Here is a 20264-nt window from a genome sequence, read left to right as displayed (position 1 = left end):
AGATGAAACGGATTGTATTTATTGGCCGGATTACAAGCTGGCAAGTTATTTTTATTAATATATGAAGTGTTTAGTAAAGCTGGATAATAACGCCAGGTACTTTCCTTTTATTAAAAAAATGCGCCTCGATGTTCGCTTTTCAGCGGCTGGAATAATGAGCAATTTCGCCTCAGCTTATTGGTTGCATTTACATCGTTTACCTGTTCAGCGTGAGACCAGGGAAAATCTTATTTTAGTAAACACCCGGTCAAATACAGGAATAGCGAATAAACGTGCCTTTTTATTATTGATTTCGATCATTTTCTCAACAGAGCATAATGGCTAATAATAGCCTCTTAATAACAAGCAATTTCATTCTTATTACTATTTTTATTTGCACAGCTTATGCCAGGATTTTTTATGAACAAATTTATTTCAGATTGGTCGCCAGAGCGTATCAGGTCATTGCTCAACTGGATTGAAAAAAGAACGCCTGAAACGATCACGCTCAATGCCAATGATTTTTCATCCTTAATGCGCTATTGCGAGCAGCTTTTGACCCATGATGGCGCGAAGCTACGGCTGGAAAACGAAAGCCTAAAAAAAACCATTGCGGCTCAGGCGCGCAAAATAAATTTGATTAGTAAATCGCCATCAAAAGCGAAAACCCTGGCAATGGCGATTGCCACCATACATAGCTATGCGGATGAGGCGCTAAAAGGCGAGCAGGGGAAAGTACAGCCTTAACCTGCTTTAGTGCTGTGAATAGCATCGTCTCATTTTCAATGGGCGTTTCCGCCGCGCCGGGCAATATCAGCGCTGCGAAAACGCCTTTTTTAGCCAGCCTTCACTAAATTAGCGTTAATATTGGGCAATGGGTCATCATGAGCGGCATCCCGTTATCACTCTGTGAGAACAGGGGCGTTTTACCAACAACAGCTTTAGCTTAAGGAGGATATATGTATAAAAATCAAACGGCACTGGCTGTGTGCGCCTGCCTGTTAACCGGGTGCAGCGCCACTTTTTCGCTGCCCGGCGCAGGCGTCACGGAGGTGTCGCAAACCACTTACCAGTGCGATGATGGTCAGCGGCTGGCGGTGACTTACTACAACAAACAGCCAAATGCGCTGGCGGTCGTGAAAAAAGGCGGCGAGCCTGAGGTTGTCATGGCCAATGTGATTTCAGGCAGCGGCGCAAAATATAACGGAAATATCTGGCAATGGTGGAGCAAAGGCCAGAGCGGTATATTCAGCGATCTAATGAATAATAGCAGCACCACATGCCAGGCGATAAATAAATAGCCATTTTCATAGATCAGACCTTTCCTGCGGGCTTTTTTATTGGCGCCCGCAGAAGCTCTGCTAATCTTTAACTGATAAGCGAGCAGGAGGAAAAGAAATGAACAAACGTCTGGTTTTCGCCATTCTGGCCGTTGCGTTTTTGGCTGGCGCTATTCTGCGTTTTATGGCGGGCGGTTTGGCTTATGGGGTGATGCTGTTAATTCTGGCAGGCGCGTCAACCTGGTTCAGTATTAAAGCTAAGCGGGATTGAAACCTGGTTAAGCAATAACTATTTTTATTTGCGGGTTTCACAGCCCTTATTACCCAGCTGGCACACATAAACTTTATTTTTCTGTACGTTTCTTTACGTAGCAGCGATTCCGTCTGAAATGCCGCTGCGCTTTTCTATTTCTTGCGCTGTGCAAATTATTTAAAATAACGCTTGCGCTCAATTAGGTTCCATGAGTAAATGGCGCATCGGTTTGGAAGTCAGACCTTATGAAAGCAGTTTTAGTAAAGCAGTCCTCATTTAAAGCGTTATCTTAGATACCTTCTTCTTGAGCCTCTTCCTAAGTGCCCAGTAAGTATTCTCTGCAATACAGACCTTGTATGCCACGCTAGCTGGCTCACCCATTAAGAAGGAAGTTACTATGTCTAACAAAATGACTGGTTTAGTAAAATGGTTTAACGCTGAGAAAGGTTTCGGCTTCATTTCTCCGGAAGACGGCAGCAAAGATGTATTCGTACATTTCTCTGCAATCCAGAGCAACGATTTCAAAACCCTTGATGAAGGCCAGAAAGTAGAGTTCTCTATCGAGAACGGTGCTAAAGGTCCGTCAGCAACTAACGTTGTTGCACTGTAAGGCGTTTTAGCCTGTATCAGGCTCTGCGGATAGCGCTGAAGGTGATTACCTGAGGCCGCGCAGGCATCATGATAAAGGCTATGGCTGCGGTCTGTTGACCGCAGCAACCTTCCAGAAGCCCCTGAGATTTCAGCGCGCTTTTGGCATAAAAAAGGCTCACTTCGGTGGGCCTTTTTTTATGCCTGAAACCGCAGTCAGCACCAGGTGGGCAATACAGAGACGATAAGATCAGGCGCAACGCGTAACTGTGACCACGCCAACAAGTGAAAAAATAGTTGTCTGGCTATGCGCGACCAGTGCCTACACTTATAAAGCCCCTGTCGGGCTACTGGAGGTTAACATGTCAGAGCGTCCTGATGTAAATGATCCGTTAGAAGATGATGAGCCCGTACCGCAAACGCCGGACGAAATCGCTGACGACGATGACGATGCCGATCCGCTGGAAGATGATGATGATGAAGAAGGTCAGGATCCCAGCACGGTGATTTAGCCCAAAAAAAACCGCCCTACAGGGCGGTTTCTTTATCCGACAACGGCGTTATTCCGCTACCAGCCACATATCCGCTTCATCAAACATCTCTTCAACGATGCGGATAATAATCGATTTATCGCTTTTGCTGGCGTCGCTTTCAATGGCGTTACGCTGCATGGCTTTGGCTTTCACCTCTGCATCCGGAAAGGTGCGATGGATACGCTTTTCCAGCTCTTCCAGAATAAGTTCGTGCGCGCCAGGCAGCCCGGCAACATTGCGCTTGTCATAAATCAGTTCAACAAACATGGGTAGCAATCCTCTTGATTCCGCACCGCTCGAAGCGCCAGTTATCATACTGGATATGCAAACAGTATCAACTGCCTTTTAGCATTTTTACGTTATCAACCGATTATTCTGTGGCCTGGCGCTGTGGCGTAGACCGCTTAGCGTCAGACATGCGCATCTCAGCGTAAATAAGCGGGAGGGTTAGCGCCCGATAGGGTATGAGGTAGCGTTAACGCCGATTAAGCAGCTTAAGGGTAACTACTGGTGAAGAGACGGCGGGGCGCCAGATAAAATGACCTCTGGAGGTGGAAATCCAGTGACACTTCCAGAGGCAGTGCAAAGCACTATTCGTTCAAGGTTGTTCGCGACTGTTGTCACACCCACTAAGTTATACAAAAGTGAACTCGTTGTACAACTTTATCGGTGCTCAAGACAACTGGTTGGAGCAGTAACTGCCTGAATTTTTAATTAAAACGGAAAAGGGCGTTTAAAGATCGTTCTTCTGACAAAATTCTTCCCATGTCATCCCCAGCGCAGCGGCATGTTCATGCAAATAGGCTTCGATCGCCTGCATCGCCACTTCTTTATTGGGTTCCGCCAGCTGAATGGAAAACAGAATCGCATCCTGATTTTTTGCGCGTAAAAACGAGGCGTAGAGGCGGTCCGCCTGTAAACTGCGATATTGGGTTAACGGCATATTAAAACTGTCCGCCTCTTCCTGCGTCAGGCCATCAAGGGCGGCCTGAAAGTCAGGATGGGCCGATAAAAACATCGAACGGGCGATCGCGTAATACTCTTGAGGCGTTTTCATGGGCGTAACCTGTAAATAAAGACAGCGTTAAGTGTAACCTGACGCGAGGCGGCTGTCAGGGGCTCGCCGTTTAACCGCCGCAAAGTTATGCGGCGCAGGTTTCCCCAGAACCAGCGTGTGGGCATTCCGCTTCTGGTGCGCAAGTTTCTTGCGCTGGCAGGGGGAAAAATTATAACGTAGCCGCCATCAAATGAAGGTAAGGGAGCCAGAATGAAAAAGTGGATGCTGTTAGGCGCGCTGGCGCTAACGGGCTGTGCGCAGATTAATCAATATCAGCAGGCGGTGAAAACGCCTGCTCCGGCCAATCTGCAAGGTTACTGGCAAACTACCGGGCCGCAGCGCGGGCTGATTAGCGATCGGGCGATGGGCAGCCTGATTATTACCGCCGAAGGCGATACGCTGGATTGCCGCCAGTGGCAGCGGGTTATTGCCAAGCCGGGCAAGCTGACGCTGCTGAATGGGAAGTACGTTAACGTCAATAAACAGCTGCGCGTGATGCCGCTGGAGTTGGACGAGGGCGAGCTGCACTATGACAAACTCACGCTGAAGAGAGTAGAGAAGCCGACGCTGGAGTGCCAGCAGGCGCTGGAGCAGGTGGCGCTGCAGCCGAATGCCGCCGTGATTCAAAACATTCAGCCGCAAAACATGCGCGCCGTTTTTGCCACACCGACAACGCAAGAACAGCCGCAGTAAAAAAGGCGATGACACGCGGGGGCGTGTCATCTTTTCGCGCTTAATAACCTGATGCCGTGTTAGCTATCGGTCGGATAAAGCACGTTGCCAGAGAAACGCCCATAGGCGGAGGTGACATTCTTTTGCTGATTGCCCTGATCAACCAACGCGCGTAGCTCTTCCATACGGTTGGCCAGCAAGGTTTTAATCAGGGTTTCATTCTCCAGCAGCTGGGTAAGCAGCGGGCGAATTTGCGTTTGCAGCGCGGCGGGCAGGGCCGTGGTCGCCACCGCCTGCGTCACGCTTTCTACCGCCTGAACATATCCCACTTCATGGCCGATCAGCTGATCCCATTGACTCTGTTTCGCCAGCGTCAACATGGTATTACTGAGCATCAGCAGTTGCTGATAACGGCGAAGCAAATCAAGGTTAGCTGACATTATCAGAAGCCCTGCGCCGCAGGCGCGTTCGGGCCGATCTCTTTCCAGGCATCGGCAATATTGGTCAACAATCTTTCCACTTCGGCAATCGCCTCTACATCATTGTGCAGGTTAGCGTGCAGCAGACGACGGGTCATGTAGTCATACAGGCCGTCAAGATTCGCGGCAATGTCGCCGCCAGCCTCATGGTTCAGGCCAGCGCGCAAACCGTTGGTGATGATATTGATGGCTTTAGAGAGCGCCTGACCTTTGCCGGGAATATCGCCCTGGTCCATCAAAATCACCGCTTTTTTCATGGCGCTCAATGCGCCATCAAACAGCAATACCACCAGCTGATGCGGCGTGGCGCTCATCACGGCGCTTTCAACGCCAACCTGGGCGTAGGCCTGGATTCCCGATTTTGCGTACATGTTATTCCTCTGATTAGCTATTCATCGCATTGAACTGCTGGTTCAGGTAGTTCCCGGTCTGCGTCATCGATGAAACTAAAGTACTTAAACTGGTAAATTGCTTTTTATAGCGCGCCATGGTCGCTTCAATCTGCGTACTGACCCGGTCATACTGATCGGAGAGACGCTTCAGCGAGGTATTAATCCCATCTTCTGCTTTCTGCACCGTGCCGTCAGAAGAGAGCATGGTTTTAAGCAGATTACTGGCGTGCGTAGCGAAACCGGTGGTTTTACCGTCACCTGACAGGAAGTTCACTACGCTGGCTGATTTCTCATTCAGCGCCTTGTTCAGCTTGTCGCTGTCAACCGTCAGCTTGCCTTTAAGATCCTGCGTCACGCCAATCTGCGACAGCAGCGTGAAATCGCCACCGGCCTGCGAAGTGGAAAGGGCTGAGCGCAGGCTGGTTTGGATATTACGCAGCGTGCCGTCACCCAGCAGGTCGCCGTTACCGGAGTTCTGGCTGGTGCTGCCCTGATCGACGGCAGTATATTTCGTCTGATTGCCAATGGTGGTTTGCAGCGAGTTATAGGCATCAACATAAGCCTGCACCGCATCAACCATCGGCTGGTTATCTTTTTGTACCGTCAGGGTTTCCGGGCTGCCGACGTTGGTTTTCGTCAGCGTCAACGTGACCCCTTCCGGCGCATCGGTAACGGTATTACTGCTACGCGTAATCGCCACACCGTTAATGGAGAGTTTGGCATCGGCGGCGGCAACCTGTTCGCTCATCGCGTTGGATGACGATGATTTGTCGTAGCTAATGTATTGCGCCAGCGTGCTGTCGTCGGTGGTTACCGTCATTTCATTAGCGGTGCCGCTATCGCGCGCCGTCAGCGACAGATAATAGGTATTGTCATCTGATTTAATAATGCTGGCGCTGACGCTGCCCTGCTGCTGGTTAATCGCGTCGCGAATATCCGCCAGGCTGGTTTTGTCCTGCGCCAGCGTCACGGTCATCGGCGTTTTCTGGCCGCTTTGCGCAATGGTAATGGTGCGCGAAGCCAGCGCGCTGTCGCCCAGATCGGTATCTTTACTGGTCACGGATTTAGAAAGCAGCGACTGCGCTTTAGCCAGCGCGCTCACTTCCACTGAATAGTTGCCTGCCGCCGCGCTGTTCGCCAGCGTGGCGCTAAAAGCGGTATTGGTGCTGGTCACCTTGGTCGCTGCAATGCTGGAGGTATCCTTCAGCTTATCGGCAGCGGTCTGCAGTTTTGACAGCGACGTCTGGACGATGCCCCAGGCGGTCAGCTTCGCCTTATAGGAGCTCTGCTGCGTGGTAATCGGCGTCAGGCGTGTTTTTTCTGATGTCTCCAGGCTGTCATACAACGATTGCAGATCGAGGTTGGTTCCCGCACCGAGAGAGCTAACAGTTGCCATGTTGTAATCCTTAATTGATTGACTATCACTGGGTGAGGGTATCGGCAGCAGCAGAGAAAAGATTAGCCTGAAAGGAAAAAAACAATGGGCAGATAAAAAGCCCTTCTTTATTGCAGTTCCGGCTTTTAACTTTTCTTCTGATTTTCGTAAAAAGTTCTAAAGGTTGGTTTAGGGGTGACGATAATGAGGTTGACGGTGATGAAGCCGCATAACAGATGCCTGAATCTGAACCAATTTTTTTAAAGGAAAACCATCATGGCAGTTATTAATACTAACACCCTGTCGCTGACCACTCAGAACAACCTGAGCAAATCTCAGTCTTCTCTGGGCACCGCGATTGAGCGTCTGTCTTCTGGTCTGCGTATCAACAGTGCAAAAGATGACGCAGCAGGTCAGGCGATCGCTAACCGCTTCACCTCTAACATCAACGGTCTTGGCGTAGCAGCACGTAACGCCAACGACGGTATCTCTCTGGCGCAGACCGCTGAAGGCGCGCTGAGCGAGATCAACAACAACCTGCAGCGCGTACGTGACCTGACCGTGCAGGCGCAGAACAGCTCTAACTCTGCTTCTGACATCGACTCCATTCAGGCTGAAGTTAACCAGCGTATGGAAGAGATCAACCGCGTAACCAAGCAGACTGACTTCAACGGCATTAAAGTACTGGACACGGGCGCGTCTTCAAAAGATTACAGCTTCCAGGTTGGTTCTAAAGATGCTGAAACCATCTCTATCAGCATCAGCTCCAGCGACAGCTATAACCTGGCTGCAGCGGGTATGGGTACCGGTACTGCGTTAAACACCAAAACCATGACTTCTGGTGATACCGTTAACGGCAACGCGCGTACTACCAAAGCTGAAGGCTTTGACGTACTGAAAGGTAAAGTGACCGGCGGCTCAGGCGGTGCGGCTTCAGGCTCTACGCCTCTGGCAGACATCGATGCGGCGATCAAATCTGTCGACAACCAGCGCAGCCTGCTGGGTGCGTCTCAGAACCGTTTCGAGTCCACCATCACTAACCTGAACAACACCGTAAACAACCTGTCTGCTGCACGCAGCCGTATTCAGGATTCTGATTACGCAACGGAAGTGTCCAACATGTCTCGCTCGCAGATCCTGCAGCAGGCTGGCAGCTCCGTACTGGCTCAGGCCAACCAGGTTCCGCAGACCATGCTGTCCCTGCTGCGTTAATCGTTTACCGGTTACGCTCTTCAGAACGCCCTCCTTGCGAGGGCGTTTTTTTTAGCGCTTTTTTGCGGCTTTAACAAGATTAATTAATTTAGCGAAGTGGCAAAAAAAATCTAAAGTCCTGCTTAACGTTGTCGATAACATTTATGACGGTGATGAAGCCGCAGGCCAAATGCCGAACCCTAATTTTACTTGAAGGATACTTATCATGGCAGTTATTAATACTAACACTCTGTCGCTGACCACTCAGAACAACCTGAGCAAATCTCAGTCTTCTCTGGGCACCGCGATCGAGCGCCTGTCTTCTGGCCTGCGGATCAACAGTGCAAAAGATGACGCAGCTGGTCAGGCAATCGCTAACCGCTTCACCTCTAACATCAACGGCCTTGGCGTAGCAGCACGTAACGCCAACGACGGTATCTCTCTGGCGCAGACCGCTGAAGGCGCGCTGAGCGAGATCAACAACAACCTGCAGCGCGTACGTGACCTGACCGTTCAGGCGCAGAACAGCTCTAACTCTGCTTCTGACATCGACTCCATCCAGGCTGAAGTTAACCAGCGTATGGAAGAGATTGACCGCGTAACCAAACAGACTGACTTCAACGGCATCAAAGTGCTGGACACCGGTTCTGCGCAGAAAGATTACAGCTTCCAGGTTGGCTCTAAAGATGGCGAAACCATCTCTATCAGCCTGAGCGCGAGCAACAACTACAACCTGTACAATGCCTCTGGCGCGTCAGCGGCGACCAGCGGTCAGACGGTAAACGGCAACGCACGTTCTACCAAAGCCGAAGGCTTCGACGTACTGAAAGGTACCGTTTCTTCTGGCGGTGCGACTGACGGCAGCCCGCTGGCAGATATCGATGCGGCAATCAAATCTGTAGACAACCAGCGCAGCCTGCTGGGTGCGTCTCAGAACCGTTTCGAGTCTACCATCACTAACCTGAACAACACCGTAAACAACCTGTCTGCTGCACGCAGCCGTATTCAGGACTCTGATTACGCAACGGAAGTGTCTAACATGTCTCGCTCGCAGATCCTGCAGCAGGCTGGCAGCTCCGTACTGGCTCAGGCCAACCAGGTTCCGCAGACCATGCTGTCCCTGCTGCGTTAATCGTTTACCGGTTACGCTCTCCAGAACGCCCTCATTACGAGGGCGTTTTTTTTTTGCCTAATCGGCAAAACTAAGCGCTTTTAATGGGGTTAATCTGCCCCTCATCTGCTTGCGGTCTGTTTGACAATAGACCCTCGCCGGGAAGCTGTGCCCGCAGCGAGACCGACGTTAATCAAGAGGATGGCAGATGAGCAGGTTATTAATCAGCATCGATCGTTTCGACGAATACTCCCTACATAACAACGAAATACTCGACATTATCGATGCATTGTTGCCGCAAGGATGGCAGATCGATATCGTGACGCACAGCGCCGGTAAAGATCTCACCGGCGAACTGATGCGATTAACAGCAACCGGCGCTTTTCGTCTGATTAGCGATAAACAAGGTTCGCTGGCCGACAGCTATGCGCTTATCTGGATCTATAAGGGTTTCTTCAGCAGCAAACTGCTGGAGGCGATCGATCACCTCTCCGCCTGCGCGCCGGTTATCTTCCGCCACTTTAGCGATTATAACGATATCTATATTCCCTATGGCGTGATGCTGGAAAACCAGCTCGCCTCGCTGACCTTATCGCTGTCGCCGCTGGTGGGCGATCGCCTGCTGGCAACCGGCGTTGCGCCGCAGCATCTACGGCAGCTGCCTTATACCGTCGCGCCCGTTTTTTCCGATTATCAACGCACCCGCAGCTTAGAGACGCTGAAGCGGGTGCTGTATGTGGCGCCTGAACTCTCCGCCGAGATGTATGAAGTGCTGCAACGGCTCAGCGCGGCAGATATCCAGATGGAATGGTTTGACAGCAGCCAGCCGGTAAGCCGTATCCAGCCTGCCTGGCTGGAAAAATATGATGCGGTGATCGGCAGCGAAGAAATCGTGCCGAAAGCGCTGGCGCTGGGCATTCCGCTGTTTCTTTCTGCGGGTGGCTATGTGGAAGGCTATCTGGGTGCAGACAACCTTGCCCGTTGGGAAGACGAACACTTCACGACGATCAATGTGCGCGCCTGTCCCGATGCCGACGAGTGGTGCGAACTGCTGACGCAGGGGTTTGCCACGGCGGCAGCGTGGGCGCAGCAACAGCAGCAGACGCATCAGCAAAAATGGCGCTTAAGCCATCAGCTGGAGACGCTGCTGACGCCATCGTTGCGCGCCAAAGCCTGGACGGCAAATGAAAAATCACGTTATGCGTTGCGCTTTCATAGTCAGGCAGTGCTGGCTTCGGCAGATAATAACTACTCGATGGAGCGTTGGCTGCAGGATCGCCAGATCAGCGATACGCGTCGTCAGGCGCTGCAGGCGTTTGTTCAGTCACTGCCGGAAAGCGGCAGCATTGGCGTGGTGATTGTAGATGAGCAGGGCGACAGCGCGCGTTGCCAGCGCTCACTCACGTCGGTGATGCAGCAGTCGCTGCCGCCGTTCAGCATTGATATTTTTAGCGTAGCGGATGTAACACTGGCGGAAGGCGAGATTGCGCGCAGCGCGCAGGGCTGGCCGCTTGAGCTTAATGCGTTAATTCATCAGTCCGCCGCTCACGCTTTACTGGTGTTACCGGCCGGTGTTGAACTGCTGCCGGATGCGCTGCTGTTGCTGGCCGAACACCGTTTACGTCAGCCTGCCACGCCGTTCTGGTATATGGATGAAATGTACGGTGACGGCATCAGCGAGCCCTCTGTGGTGCTGCGGCCTGATGTTAATATCGATCTGCTGCGCAGCACGCCTTACCTCGGACGGACGTTACTCTTCAGCCGGGAGACCGCGCAGGCGCTGGGCGCATTAAATCCTGACTATCAGCATCTCGGCCTGTTCGATCTGCTGTGGCGCGCCGTGGAACAGCAGGGCGTTAGCGCACTGGGGCATCTGCCGGAAGTCCTGGTAAAAAGCGACGGCGCGGCTCAGGAATGGGCCGAGCGCGCAGACGTGCGCAATGAATATCAGCAGATGGTCGCTGCGCACTTGCAGCGGCTGGGCATTACTGCCGCGCTGGAGCCGGGACTTACCGCCGCCTCGCAACGGGTACGCTACCGCTGGGAAAGCCAGCCGCTGGTGTCAATTATTATTCCTACGCGTGACCATGTTGCCCTGTTAAAAGCCTGTATCGAAAGCCTGATGGAGAAAACCCACTATCAGCGCTATGAAGTGTTAATCGTTGATAATCAGTCAGAAGATGAGCAGGCATGTCAATTCCTGAATGACTTACAGGCGCTGGGCCTCGAGCAGATCCGCGTGCTGCGCTATGACGCGCAGTTTAACTATGCGGCAATCAACAACGCCGCAGCTGAGCAGGCACGCGGCGAGCTGCTGCTGTTTTTAAACAACGACTGTCACATCATTGATGGCGAATGGCTTGATGCGCTGCTGGAGCAGGCGCTCAGGCCAGAAATCGCGCTGGTGGGCGGACGCCTGGAATATCAGGATGGCCGCGTGCAGCACGGCGGTTATCTGCTGGGAACAGGCAACGGCGTGGACAGCCCGTGGGAAGGTGCGGCCAGCGACAGCAAAGGCTACCACGGCTACCTGAAAACTGCGCACAACCTGACGGCGGTCAGCGCCGCCTGCATGATGGTGCGCAAAGAGGTGTTTTTCACGCTCGGCGGCTTTGATGCAGAGCGCTACCCGATCTATTTCGCCGACGTCGATTTAGGGCTGCGCGCGGTGCAGCAGGGTTATCTCAACGTCTGGACGCCGTGGGCGCGCGTCAGGCATATGGGCGGCGCCACCCGCCTGCTGCCGGAAAAATTTCACGTGCAGGCGCGGCCGCTGTTACCGGACTACGCCACGCTGCGCACGCAATGGCAGGGCGCGCTGCTGAATGATGTGAGCTATCACCCGCATATGCAACGCACCGGCAAAGCCTTTACCGTGGGGTCGGGCACGGCGCGCTTTCAGCCGCCGCTGCCGGGACGCCCGTTGCCGGTGGTGCTGGCGAACCATATCAACTGGCATGGCTGCGGTCATCATCGCGTGGTGCAGCCGTTTAAAGCGCTGGAAAGCAATTTGCTGCTGGAAGGCGGTCTGATTCACGGCCTTCCCGGCGTAATGGAAGCCGCTCAGTTGCAGCCGGATGTGATTCTGCTGGAACTGCTCAGCGGCAGCCGTTTCCCGGCGATCATGGCGCAGTACCGCGAAGTCTGCGAGGCCAAAATCGCGATGGAATATGACGACTATCTGCTAAACCTGCCGCTGAAAAACGACAGCCGTAAACACTTCCCACAGAAGATGATAAAGAGCCTGCGTAAGGTCATGGAAAGCGCCGACTGGATTGTGGTTTCTACCGCGCCGTTGGCCGATGCCTACAGCCGTTTTCATCATGACATCCGCATCGCGCAGAACCGTCTGGCCGAAGGACAATGGGCGCATCTGCTCAGCGAACGCGGCACGGGACGTAAAGTGCGTATCGGCTGGGCTGGCGGCAGCTCGCATGCGGGCGATTTGCAGATCTTGCTGCCGATCATCAAAGCGCTGGAAGGTGAGGTGGAATGGGTGTTTATGGGCATGAAGCCGCGCGGCGTGCAGTGTGAATTCCATCCGGGCGTACCGTTTGAAATGTACCCGGAGAAACTGGCCAGCCTGAATCTGGATCTGGCGCTGGTGCCGCTGGAAATAAACCAGTTTAACGAATGTAAAAGCAATCTGCGGCTGCTGGAGATCGGCACCTGCGGCGTGCCGATTATCGCCACCAATATTGAACCTTACCGTGGCGACCTGCCGGTTACGCTGGTTGAAAACCGCTTTAAGGACTGGATGGCGGCAATACGTGCGCATCTGAACGATATGGCGGCCACGCGCCGTCAGGGCGATGCGCTGCGTGCGGCGATCCATCAGCACTGGTATCTGCGCGGCAGCGGTCTGGACGACTGGCAGCGCGCCTGGACACAGCCGTAATCGTCGGCGGCTGGCCTGCAATGGTCACCCGCCGCCCTCATTTTATGCCGCAGCGATAGATCGCGGCGGCTTTTTTCAACGGGCGCAACGGCGTTCGCCCGCTGAATTTGCCAACAGCAGGGCACCAGGTTGCCCGCTACTTTCCTCCAATCAGCTGAGACTATTATGCAATCGCTCACCTTTCCTTATCTGATCGTCGCGCCGGACTACCGCGAATCGTCACAGGGCATTCAGGTATTACACCAGCTTGGCCATATGATTAATCAGCTGGGCGGAAAGGCGTGGATGGTGGGCTGTACGGTTAATCCCGCATGGAATACGCCCGCTCTGGATGAAGCGAGCTGGCATGCGGTGGTTAACAGCGGACAGCCCTGGATAGCCGTTTACCCGGAGGTTACTACCGGCAACCCGCTTTCTGCGCCGGTGTGCGTGCGCTATATGCTTAACCGCGAAGGGGTAATTGAGAATAACCGGCTGGAAGCGGGGCCGGAGGATCTCTTTTTCTGGTATCGCAAAGAATTTGCTGAGAAAGCGGTCAACCCACACATTCTGCGGATGGACACCTTTGATCTGGATCTGTTCTGCGATGACCAGCAGGAGAAAGATTGCGATCTGCTTTACCTTAACCGCGTACCGCAATCCGCGGTGGATTTTTCCTGGCTGCCGCCCGATATCCAGATTCTCTCGATGCATAATCCGCTGTCGCTGCGGGAGCTGGCGGCGCTGCTGAAGCGCACGCGCGTACTCTATTCGTATGAATCCTCCGGCACCTGCGCGCTGGCGATCCTGTGCGGCAGTCCGGTGGTGGCGCTCACTGCGCCGGGCTATGAGGCATACGCCATCACCGCCGAGACGTTAAAAGATAGCGGCGATGCAGGCTACAGCTGGGATCCTTCACCCGAGGCGATTAATGACGTGCGCCGCCATCTTGGCAAGGCACGCGACTATTTTCTCGGCCTGCGCGCGGAAAGCGAGCAGCAGCTACAGCAATTTTTATTACAAACGCAGCGTCAGGCGCAGCAGAAAGCCGACGCGCGACATCAGCGCTCTCTGCCGGTCTGGCTGATGCAGCGCACGCTGGGCGCAGGCGAGCAGGCGCGGTTGACGCAGCAAGCAAGCGCCGGGCGTCGGTTGTTGATCGTGATTGATCAACAGCACGCATCGGCTGATGCCGTCAGGCAAACGCTGGCGACGCTGTTACCGCAGCTGCGTCAGTTGCCGGGCAGCCAGGCGTTGCTGGTGAGTGAAAGCCTGCACGCCCTTAGCGACGATCCGCTGGTGCAGCACGCGACGCCCGCCAGCTGGATGAACACCGTCGCTGATTTGGCGCAGCAGCAGGCATTTGACTGGCTACAGCTGATTCCGGCCGGTAGCCAGTACAGTGCGCAAGGGCTATTGTTGGCGGGCGATGCGTTGGGGACGCTGGAGAGTTTTGCCCTGGTGTATGCCGATGAGATGTTGCTGTTGGCAGAAGGGGAGATGCTTCCCCATTTTAAACCGGACTTTAACCTCGATCTGTTCTTAAGCGCGCCGCGTCTCTATCTGCAACGCGCATTTTTACAACGCGATGCGCTGATGACGGTGGGCGGCTTCGATGCGCGCTATCCGCAGAGCGTTGAGCTGGATGCCGTGCTGAAACTGATCGCGCATTACGATATCAGCGCCATCGGCCATTTTACCGAAACAGTGACGCTGGTGCCCGTCGCGGCCTGTGAGTTTGACGCCTCGCAGCAGCAGCAGATGCTGCTACGGGAATACCTGCATCAGCGCGGCTTCCTGCAGGGAGCGGTCGAAGGGCAGCCGGGGAAACCCTGGCGGCTACAGTATGATCCGCAGCCTGCGTTTTCGCTCTCGGTGATCTTGCTGGCTGGCGACAACCTGGCGCAGCTACAGCGCTGCCTGACCACCTTCTTTGAACAGACGCGCTGGGCCAGCTACGAATTACTGATCGTGACGCAGCCACATACGCCGTCGGAGGTCGCTCTCTGGTTACAACAGCAGGCGGGCAACACGATCCCTGCGCGCCTGATTGCCGTGACGGCGGACCAATCCACGCAGGCGATCAATGCCGCCGCTGCCGACGCGCAGGGCGACTATCTGCTGTTGCTTGATGCCAACACGGTTTTCGTTATGTCTGGCTGGCTGAACGCGCTGGCCAGCCATGCGCTGCGCCCGGAAGTGGGCTGCGTCGGGCCGCAAATCATGAACTTCGACCAGCAGCTGCTTTCCGCGGGTTATATTCTCGGCGTCAACGGCCTGGCTTTTCCTGCCGGATATGGCGAACGCTGGGGCAGCGCAGGGCATCTGTCACGTTTGCAAAGCGACGCCAACTGTTCCGCGCTGCCGATGCACGCTCTGCTTATCCGCCGTAGCGTCTGGCAACATATTGGCGGTTTCAACCCGCAGTTCACGCAGCCACGGCTGGCAGAAATCGATCTCTGTTTACAGGTGGCGCAGGCGGGACTGCTGCTGGTCTGCACGCCTTACAGCCTGATCGTCAGAGACGCCGCTATTAACGGCTATCCCGGCGACTTTTTACCGCAGCCGTCACCAGAGCTGGCGTGTTTTTATCAACGCTGGCTGCCCGCGCTTGCTCAGGACGGGACGTATCACCGCGATTACAGTCTGAACGAGCGGCTTTTTGCGCCCGATGCGCAACTGGTTTCCCGCTGGAACCCGCTCCAGCACCACGGCATTCCCTTTATTGTGATTATTCAGGACGATTCTGCGGAGAGCCACGCACAGCGGCTGCTTGAGGCGCTGCAAACGCTGGCGTCGCGTGGTCGCCTGCGGTTTACCCGGCTCACTACGGTGCCCTCCGCGCCGGAGCTGCTGCGTCTGCAGGCCAACTGCATGGTGCTGAGCGGCGAAGTGGACGATCGCACTCGTGAGATTGTCGCCCAGGTGAAAGCCAACAGCGGCTGTCGGGTCGCTTACCTTGCCGACAGCGAGATGAAATGTCGCAGCCAGAAGCCGCTGCTACAGCAGGCGCTGATCGATAACTGGCTGGTTTACAGCCCGGCCCAGGCTGATTGGTTCAATAAACGCCATAAAAAGGCCGTTATTCTGCCCAATGTTCTGACGGCGGAGTGGCAAGATAAAACAGCGCAGAAAGCCAACGGCGCGGGACGACGCGTGCTGTGCGCCACCAGCCTGATGACTGAGAAAGATCGTCAGCTTATCGCACCGGCAATTGCGCAGTACGCCGCCGCTTTCGACTGGATTATTTTGGGCGACTGTCCCACAGACTGGCTGCCTTTTGTGCGTGAAACCCACCGCTGTAACGATGCGTCGCATCTGATGGCGCAGCTTAGGGGATTAGCGGGCGAGTTTGCCGTCCTGCCGCGCAGCAACAGTGATGAGCATCGCTTCAAAGATAGCTTCATTCTGCTGCAGCTGGCCGCGCTGGGCATTCCCACGGTGTGCAGTGATGTCGCCTCGCTGGCGAGTGATTTACCCGCCTGGCGGGTGAAAAACAGTGCGGAGGCCTGGCGTCTGGCGCTGGCGCAGCGTCGTGACGGCGCGGAAGAAACGGCGCGCATGGCAGCCGCTTTCCCGGCGTGGTTTGCCAGCCGACATGCCAGTGATGAAATGGACACGCTTTTTTTGCAGGCGCTAATGCCAACGGAAAAAGATCATAACGGTTAATACCTAACGCGCAGTCTGAGCATGATGCGCCCCTGACAGCTTTGTGCCCGTGTGGCACGGGTACGTCAGCGGGCGGCAATCGCCGTGATACTGCCAGCGGAATCGAGCAGGTGTATAAATGAAAAGCCCTGAAAACAATTCTTTACCCAATGTGCTGGTCACCAGCCCACTGATGCCGCCGCTTGAGGAGTTTTTGCCCTATTTAGAAAGCATCTGGCAGAGCAAACAGCTGACCAACGGCGGCCCTTATCATCAGGAGCTGGAAAAAGCGCTGGCTGATTATCTGGGCGTTCAGCATATTAGCCTGTTTGCTAACGGTACGCTGGCGCTGGTTACCGCGTTGCAGGCGCTGCGCATTACCGGCGAAGTCATTACCACGCCGTATTCCTTTGTCGCCACCTCCCATTCGCTGCTGTGGAACGGTATTAAGCCGGTATTTGTGGATATCGATCCGGTCTCCTGTAATCTCGATCCGGCCAAAATCGAAGCGGCGATCACCCCCGCGACCACGGCTATTTTACCGGTACACTGCTACGGTATCCCCTGTGATACCGATAAGATTCAGCGCATCGCCGATAACTACGGTTTAAAAGTGATTTATGATGCGGCGCACTGTTTTGCCGTTAAGCAGGACGGCGTCAGCATTCTGAATCAGGGCGATCTATCGATCGTCAGTTTCCACGCCACCAAAGTGTTTAATACCTTTGAGGGCGGCGCAATTATTTGTCCAAACGAAAAGATTAAACGCCGAATCGATTACCTGAAAAACTTTGGTTTTGCCGATGAGACCACCGTTGTCGCGCCGGGTATTAACGGCAAAATGAATGAGATTCAGGCTGCCTTTGGTCTGTTGCAGCTCAAACATGTCGATCGCGCTTTCGCCGTGCGTAAAGAGATTTATGAGAACTACCAGCAGGCGCTGGCGCATGTGCATGGGTTGAGTCTGTTGCCGCTGCCGGAAAACACGGAATGGAACTATGCTTACTGCCCGATCTTTGTTAACGCCAGCCATTTTCCACTTACGCGGGACGCGCTGTATAACCTGTTTAAAGAGCAGGGGATCTATGTGCGGCGCTACTTCTATCCGCTGATCTCTGATTTCCCGATGTATAAGGGTTACGACTCATCCGCGCCAGCAAATCTGCCGGTAGCCAGCGGCATTGCGCAGCAGGTTCTCTGCCTGCCGGTGCATCCGAACCTGACCGCCGCCGAACAGAACACCATCATCGATATTATCATCCGCGTCAGCCAGGTAAATGCCGCCTGACGGCCTCGATAAAAAAGGCGGCCTTGCGGGCCGCCATGAACAATCATCTATTTCATACGTTTTGCAGTGGTGGCCCGCAGGCCACCGACGGCTAACGGCTAAGCGCGATTTTTTGCTGGGTGCGGGCGCTTAAACTGGCCGCCTCAAGAAACTTCAGACCCGTCGCCGCGACCTGCGCATCAACCGCATACTCGCTCTCTTCTTCACGCAGCGCAGCGGCAATATCCGCATAGTAATTGGCGAAAGCTTCAATAAATCCCGCGGGGTGGCCCGCCTTAAAGCGGCAATAGCGCGCCTGACCGGCAATGATATTGTCGGTCGCGGTGCGATCGATAATCATCCGGTTGCCTTTAACATCGCTGAGATGCAGGAATTCCGGATCCATCTGCAGCCATTCTGCGCTGCCTTTACTGCCCATGATTCGGATACGCAAGCCGTTGCGATAGCCCAGCGCCGCTTTGCCATACCAGTAATTACAGATCATGCCGCTGCGGTAGCGAGAAATAATATGCACCGTATCGACCACTTCCGGGATGCTGGCAAAGGTACTGTGAACCGCATAAACATCGGCCGCGCTGTCGCCGGTGATGAAATCCACCAGCTGATGCACATGAACGCCCAGGTCCAACGAAACCGTCGGCAGTTCGCCATCATGTTGACGCCAGGATTGCGGCTGCGCCACCTGGCCTTCACGGTTCTGGCGCGCAAAGCCTTCCTGCGGCATCTCTACCATGATCTGGTGAAGGGTGCCGAAATCGCCGCGCTGGACGCGCTTTTGCAGCTCGCGCACCATCGGGTAACCGCTGTAGTTATAGGTCACGAACAGTTTGCCGCGTTGATGTTGCTGGCAGGCCAGTACCACCAGCGCGCTTTGATAGTTATCCACCATCGCTTTTTCGCTGATCACCGGCAGCTTCGCCTGTAAGCAGGCATTAATTAAATCGCGATGTCCCGGCGTGGGGGTCAGAATCGCCACCGCGTCAAGCCGCCCCTTCTCCTGCGCCAGGAACGCGCTTGGATGCGCGTAAATACGCTCAGGCGTCACGCCCCATGCCTGCCCGGTCTGGTGATTCTGCGTCTCATCGCGGCTAAAACAACCGGCGGTAAGTTTAAAGTGACCGTCCATCTGACAGGCAATACTGTGGGTCAGGCCAATGGCGGAATTAAGTCCGCCACCGATAAAACCGATCTTCAATGCTTTTTTCATGGTCTACAGCCTTAACTCTGACCCAGAGTGAAATACGCTTTTAACTGCGGGGTATAGGTTGCCAGTTCAGCTAGCCGATCGAATTCGGCAAAAATAATGCCCGCCCGATCGCGCGGCGCGCACTCCAGCATTTCGCCTGGTTTTTTCAACGGAACGGTCGCAATAATGCGTGCCGGCAGCTGACCATAGCTAAAGCAGGAAAAAGGGGTACGGCGATCCACGGAAAGGGTATGACGCGCAATCAACCGCTGATGCGCCGGACGTTTATCATGAATAGCTGACGGTTGGTCAAGAAACGGCTGCACAAACCAGAGCGCATAAGGGGTGGCGGTGGAAAGTTCAATCAGGCGGCTATAGAGATCGCCCGGACAGCGACGGGTCAGCTCAATCAACCAGAAACCGTTTTTGCCACGGATAAACTGGGTATGCAGCAGCCCGTCGCACAGCTGCAAATCATTAACCAGCGCCTGTAAACATTCGCTCACCTGGTTTTTCAGCGGCTCGTCCAGCGCGGTGCTTAGCGAGCTGCTGTTTACCTGCCACGGATAGACCGTGCAGAATTCATCGACAAAATATTCAGCGACAATCTTACCGTTACGGATAAAAGCGGAATGGCTGTGCAGGCTGCCTTCGATCCAGGTTTCGATCACCGCCTTGCCATCGGATGAGGCGGCGCACGCCTGCTCCCAGGCGGGCAGAATAGCCTGCCGGTTATCCACTAACGAAATGCCCAAACCGCTGTAGGCATCAACCGGCTTGATCATCAGGGGCAGCGGAAGCGCGTCTGCCGCAGCGGGATGGTTTACCGCCTGCGGCACCGGATAACCATGCTGGTTCGCCCAGTGGCGAAACGCCCCTTTTTTGAAAATGATTTCAGCGCTGTCGGGCTGGTCAAAACCGGGCAGCCCAAGCTGATGAGCGACCTGACAGCCGGTTAAATAGGAGACGTCGGTGACGCCAGGCAGCAGCGCATCAACTTTCAGCGATTTTGCCAGCGCCAGCACCTGCTGCTGATCGGCGTAGTTGATATCGAAAGAGAGATCGGCGAACTGATGGCCGGGATCCTGTGGCTTACTGCCGCAAACCGCAGTTTGATAGCCCTGTTTACCCAACGCCGCCAGCAGAGGAAGGGCTGCGAAGCCGGCATCAAGCAGTAACGCCTTTTTTGTGGTTGTCATCATGCATGGCCTGAAGAGTATGCAGCAAATAATATGGATAAGCCGGTTAACCTGCCGCCATGGTTGCTGCGTAGCGGCGGCATGAAAGGCATATCGCAAATTGTAAGCACCAGGCCAGTTTCTGATTCGCTAAACAGAGCTGTTTTTATGCCTTAA

The 20264-nt window shown here is 54.4% G+C and carries 18 protein-coding genes; 11 read left to right on the top strand and 7 right to left on the bottom strand.

Annotated elements, in window-relative coordinates; all coding sequences use genetic code 11:
• The first annotated feature begins 399 nt into the window (after positions 1 to 399).
• From J2X14_RS06215 to J2X14_RS06195, 5 genes are all read left to right on the top strand, one after another.
• On the top strand, positions 400 to 726 hold the full coding sequence (locus J2X14_RS06215) for a hypothetical protein (RefSeq protein WP_352410359.1): 327 nt from the start codon (positions 400 to 402) through the stop codon (positions 724 to 726).
• A 212-nt stretch (positions 727 to 938) separates the two neighbouring features.
• Positions 939 to 1280: an MliC family protein gene (locus J2X14_RS06210; protein WP_352410358.1), complete on the top strand. Its 342-nt coding sequence runs from the start codon at positions 939 to 941 to the stop codon at positions 1278 to 1280.
• Between the two features lie 97 nt (positions 1281 to 1377).
• Positions 1378 to 1530: a hypothetical protein gene (locus J2X14_RS06205; protein WP_352410357.1), complete on the top strand. Its 153-nt coding sequence runs from the start codon at positions 1378 to 1380 to the stop codon at positions 1528 to 1530.
• A gap of 379 nt (positions 1531 to 1909) precedes the next feature.
• On the top strand, positions 1910 to 2122 hold the full coding sequence (gene cspE / locus J2X14_RS06200) for a transcription antiterminator/RNA stability regulator CspE (protein WP_085071379.1): 213 nt from the start codon (positions 1910 to 1912) through the stop codon (positions 2120 to 2122).
• 340 nt (positions 2123 to 2462) lie between these two features.
• Complete coding sequence (locus J2X14_RS06195; RefSeq protein ID WP_352410356.1) at positions 2463 to 2612, top strand: hypothetical protein; 150 nt, start codon at positions 2463 to 2465, stop codon at positions 2610 to 2612.
• A gap of 48 nt (positions 2613 to 2660) precedes the next feature.
• On the opposite strand, the gene J2X14_RS06190 is transcribed toward J2X14_RS06195, so the two are convergent.
• On the bottom strand, positions 2661 to 2900 hold the full coding sequence (locus tag J2X14_RS06190) for a DinI-like family protein (protein WP_352410355.1): 240 nt from the start codon (positions 2898 to 2900) through the stop codon (positions 2661 to 2663).
• Between the two features lie 466 nt (positions 2901 to 3366).
• The gene (locus J2X14_RS06185) at positions 3367 to 3690 is read right to left on the bottom strand and encodes a DUF6388 family protein (RefSeq protein ID WP_352410354.1); all 324 of its coding nucleotides are present in this window, start codon (positions 3688 to 3690) and stop codon (positions 3367 to 3369) included.
• Between the two features lie 210 nt (positions 3691 to 3900).
• On the opposite strand from J2X14_RS06185, the gene yedD reads away from it, so the two are divergent.
• Positions 3901 to 4383, top strand: a complete 483-nt coding sequence (yedD, locus tag J2X14_RS06180) for a lipoprotein YedD (RefSeq protein ID WP_352410353.1) — start codon at positions 3901 to 3903, stop codon at positions 4381 to 4383.
• 59 nt (positions 4384 to 4442) lie between these two features.
• Here yedD and fliT read toward each other — a convergent pair whose 3' ends face one another.
• Genes fliT through fliD form a run of 3 tightly spaced genes read right to left on the bottom strand, consistent with a single transcriptional unit; the run spans position 4443 to position 6629 of the window.
• A complete protein-coding gene (gene fliT, locus J2X14_RS06175; RefSeq protein WP_352410352.1) occupies positions 4443 to 4802 on the bottom strand; it encodes a flagella biosynthesis regulatory protein FliT in 360 nt (119 codons plus the stop codon).
• 2 nt (positions 4803 to 4804) lie between these two features.
• Positions 4805 to 5212, bottom strand: a complete 408-nt coding sequence (gene fliS / locus J2X14_RS06170; protein WP_352410351.1) for a flagellar export chaperone FliS — start codon at positions 5210 to 5212, stop codon at positions 4805 to 4807.
• A 13-nt stretch (positions 5213 to 5225) separates the two neighbouring features.
• Positions 5226 to 6629 carry a flagellar filament capping protein FliD gene (fliD, locus tag J2X14_RS06165; RefSeq protein ID WP_352410350.1) on the bottom strand — a complete coding sequence of 468 codons (1404 nt, stop codon included), beginning with the start codon at positions 6627 to 6629 and terminating at the stop codon, positions 5226 to 5228.
• A gap of 255 nt (positions 6630 to 6884) precedes the next feature.
• Between fliD and J2X14_RS06160 the strand changes: the two genes are divergently transcribed.
• From J2X14_RS06160 to J2X14_RS06140, 5 genes are all read left to right on the top strand, one after another.
• Positions 6885 to 7820 carry a flagellin N-terminal helical domain-containing protein gene (locus tag J2X14_RS06160; RefSeq protein ID WP_352410349.1) on the top strand — a complete coding sequence of 312 codons (936 nt, stop codon included), beginning with the start codon at positions 6885 to 6887 and terminating at the stop codon, positions 7818 to 7820.
• A gap of 205 nt (positions 7821 to 8025) precedes the next feature.
• The gene (locus J2X14_RS06155; protein WP_352410348.1) at positions 8026 to 8931 is read left to right on the top strand and encodes a flagellin N-terminal helical domain-containing protein; all 906 of its coding nucleotides are present in this window, start codon (positions 8026 to 8028) and stop codon (positions 8929 to 8931) included.
• Between the two features lie 187 nt (positions 8932 to 9118).
• Positions 9119 to 12808 carry a glycosyltransferase gene (locus J2X14_RS06150; protein ID WP_352410347.1) on the top strand — a complete coding sequence of 1230 codons (3690 nt, stop codon included), beginning with the start codon at positions 9119 to 9121 and terminating at the stop codon, positions 12806 to 12808.
• Between the two features lie 165 nt (positions 12809 to 12973).
• Positions 12974 to 16456, top strand: a complete 3483-nt coding sequence (locus J2X14_RS06145; RefSeq protein ID WP_352410346.1) for a glycosyltransferase — start codon at positions 12974 to 12976, stop codon at positions 16454 to 16456.
• A 118-nt stretch (positions 16457 to 16574) separates the two neighbouring features.
• Positions 16575 to 17723, top strand: a complete 1149-nt coding sequence (locus J2X14_RS06140) for a DegT/DnrJ/EryC1/StrS family aminotransferase (protein ID WP_352410345.1) — start codon at positions 16575 to 16577, stop codon at positions 17721 to 17723.
• A gap of 91 nt (positions 17724 to 17814) precedes the next feature.
• Here J2X14_RS06140 and J2X14_RS06135 read toward each other — a convergent pair whose 3' ends face one another.
• Positions 17815 to 18930: a Gfo/Idh/MocA family protein gene (locus J2X14_RS06135; RefSeq protein ID WP_352410344.1), complete on the bottom strand. Its 1116-nt coding sequence runs from the start codon at positions 18928 to 18930 to the stop codon at positions 17815 to 17817.
• Between the two features lie 11 nt (positions 18931 to 18941).
• Positions 18942 to 20111 carry an ATP-grasp domain-containing protein gene (locus J2X14_RS06130; protein WP_352410343.1) on the bottom strand — a complete coding sequence of 390 codons (1170 nt, stop codon included), beginning with the start codon at positions 20109 to 20111 and terminating at the stop codon, positions 18942 to 18944.
• Between the last annotated feature and the right edge of the window lie 153 nt (positions 20112 to 20264).

The organism is Mixta sp. BE291, assembly GCF_031457955.1.
Lineage (GTDB): Bacteria > Pseudomonadota > Gammaproteobacteria > Enterobacterales > Enterobacteriaceae > Mixta.
Note: the sequence above shows the minus strand (reverse complement) of the source record. Positions and strands in the feature narration are given on the sequence as shown.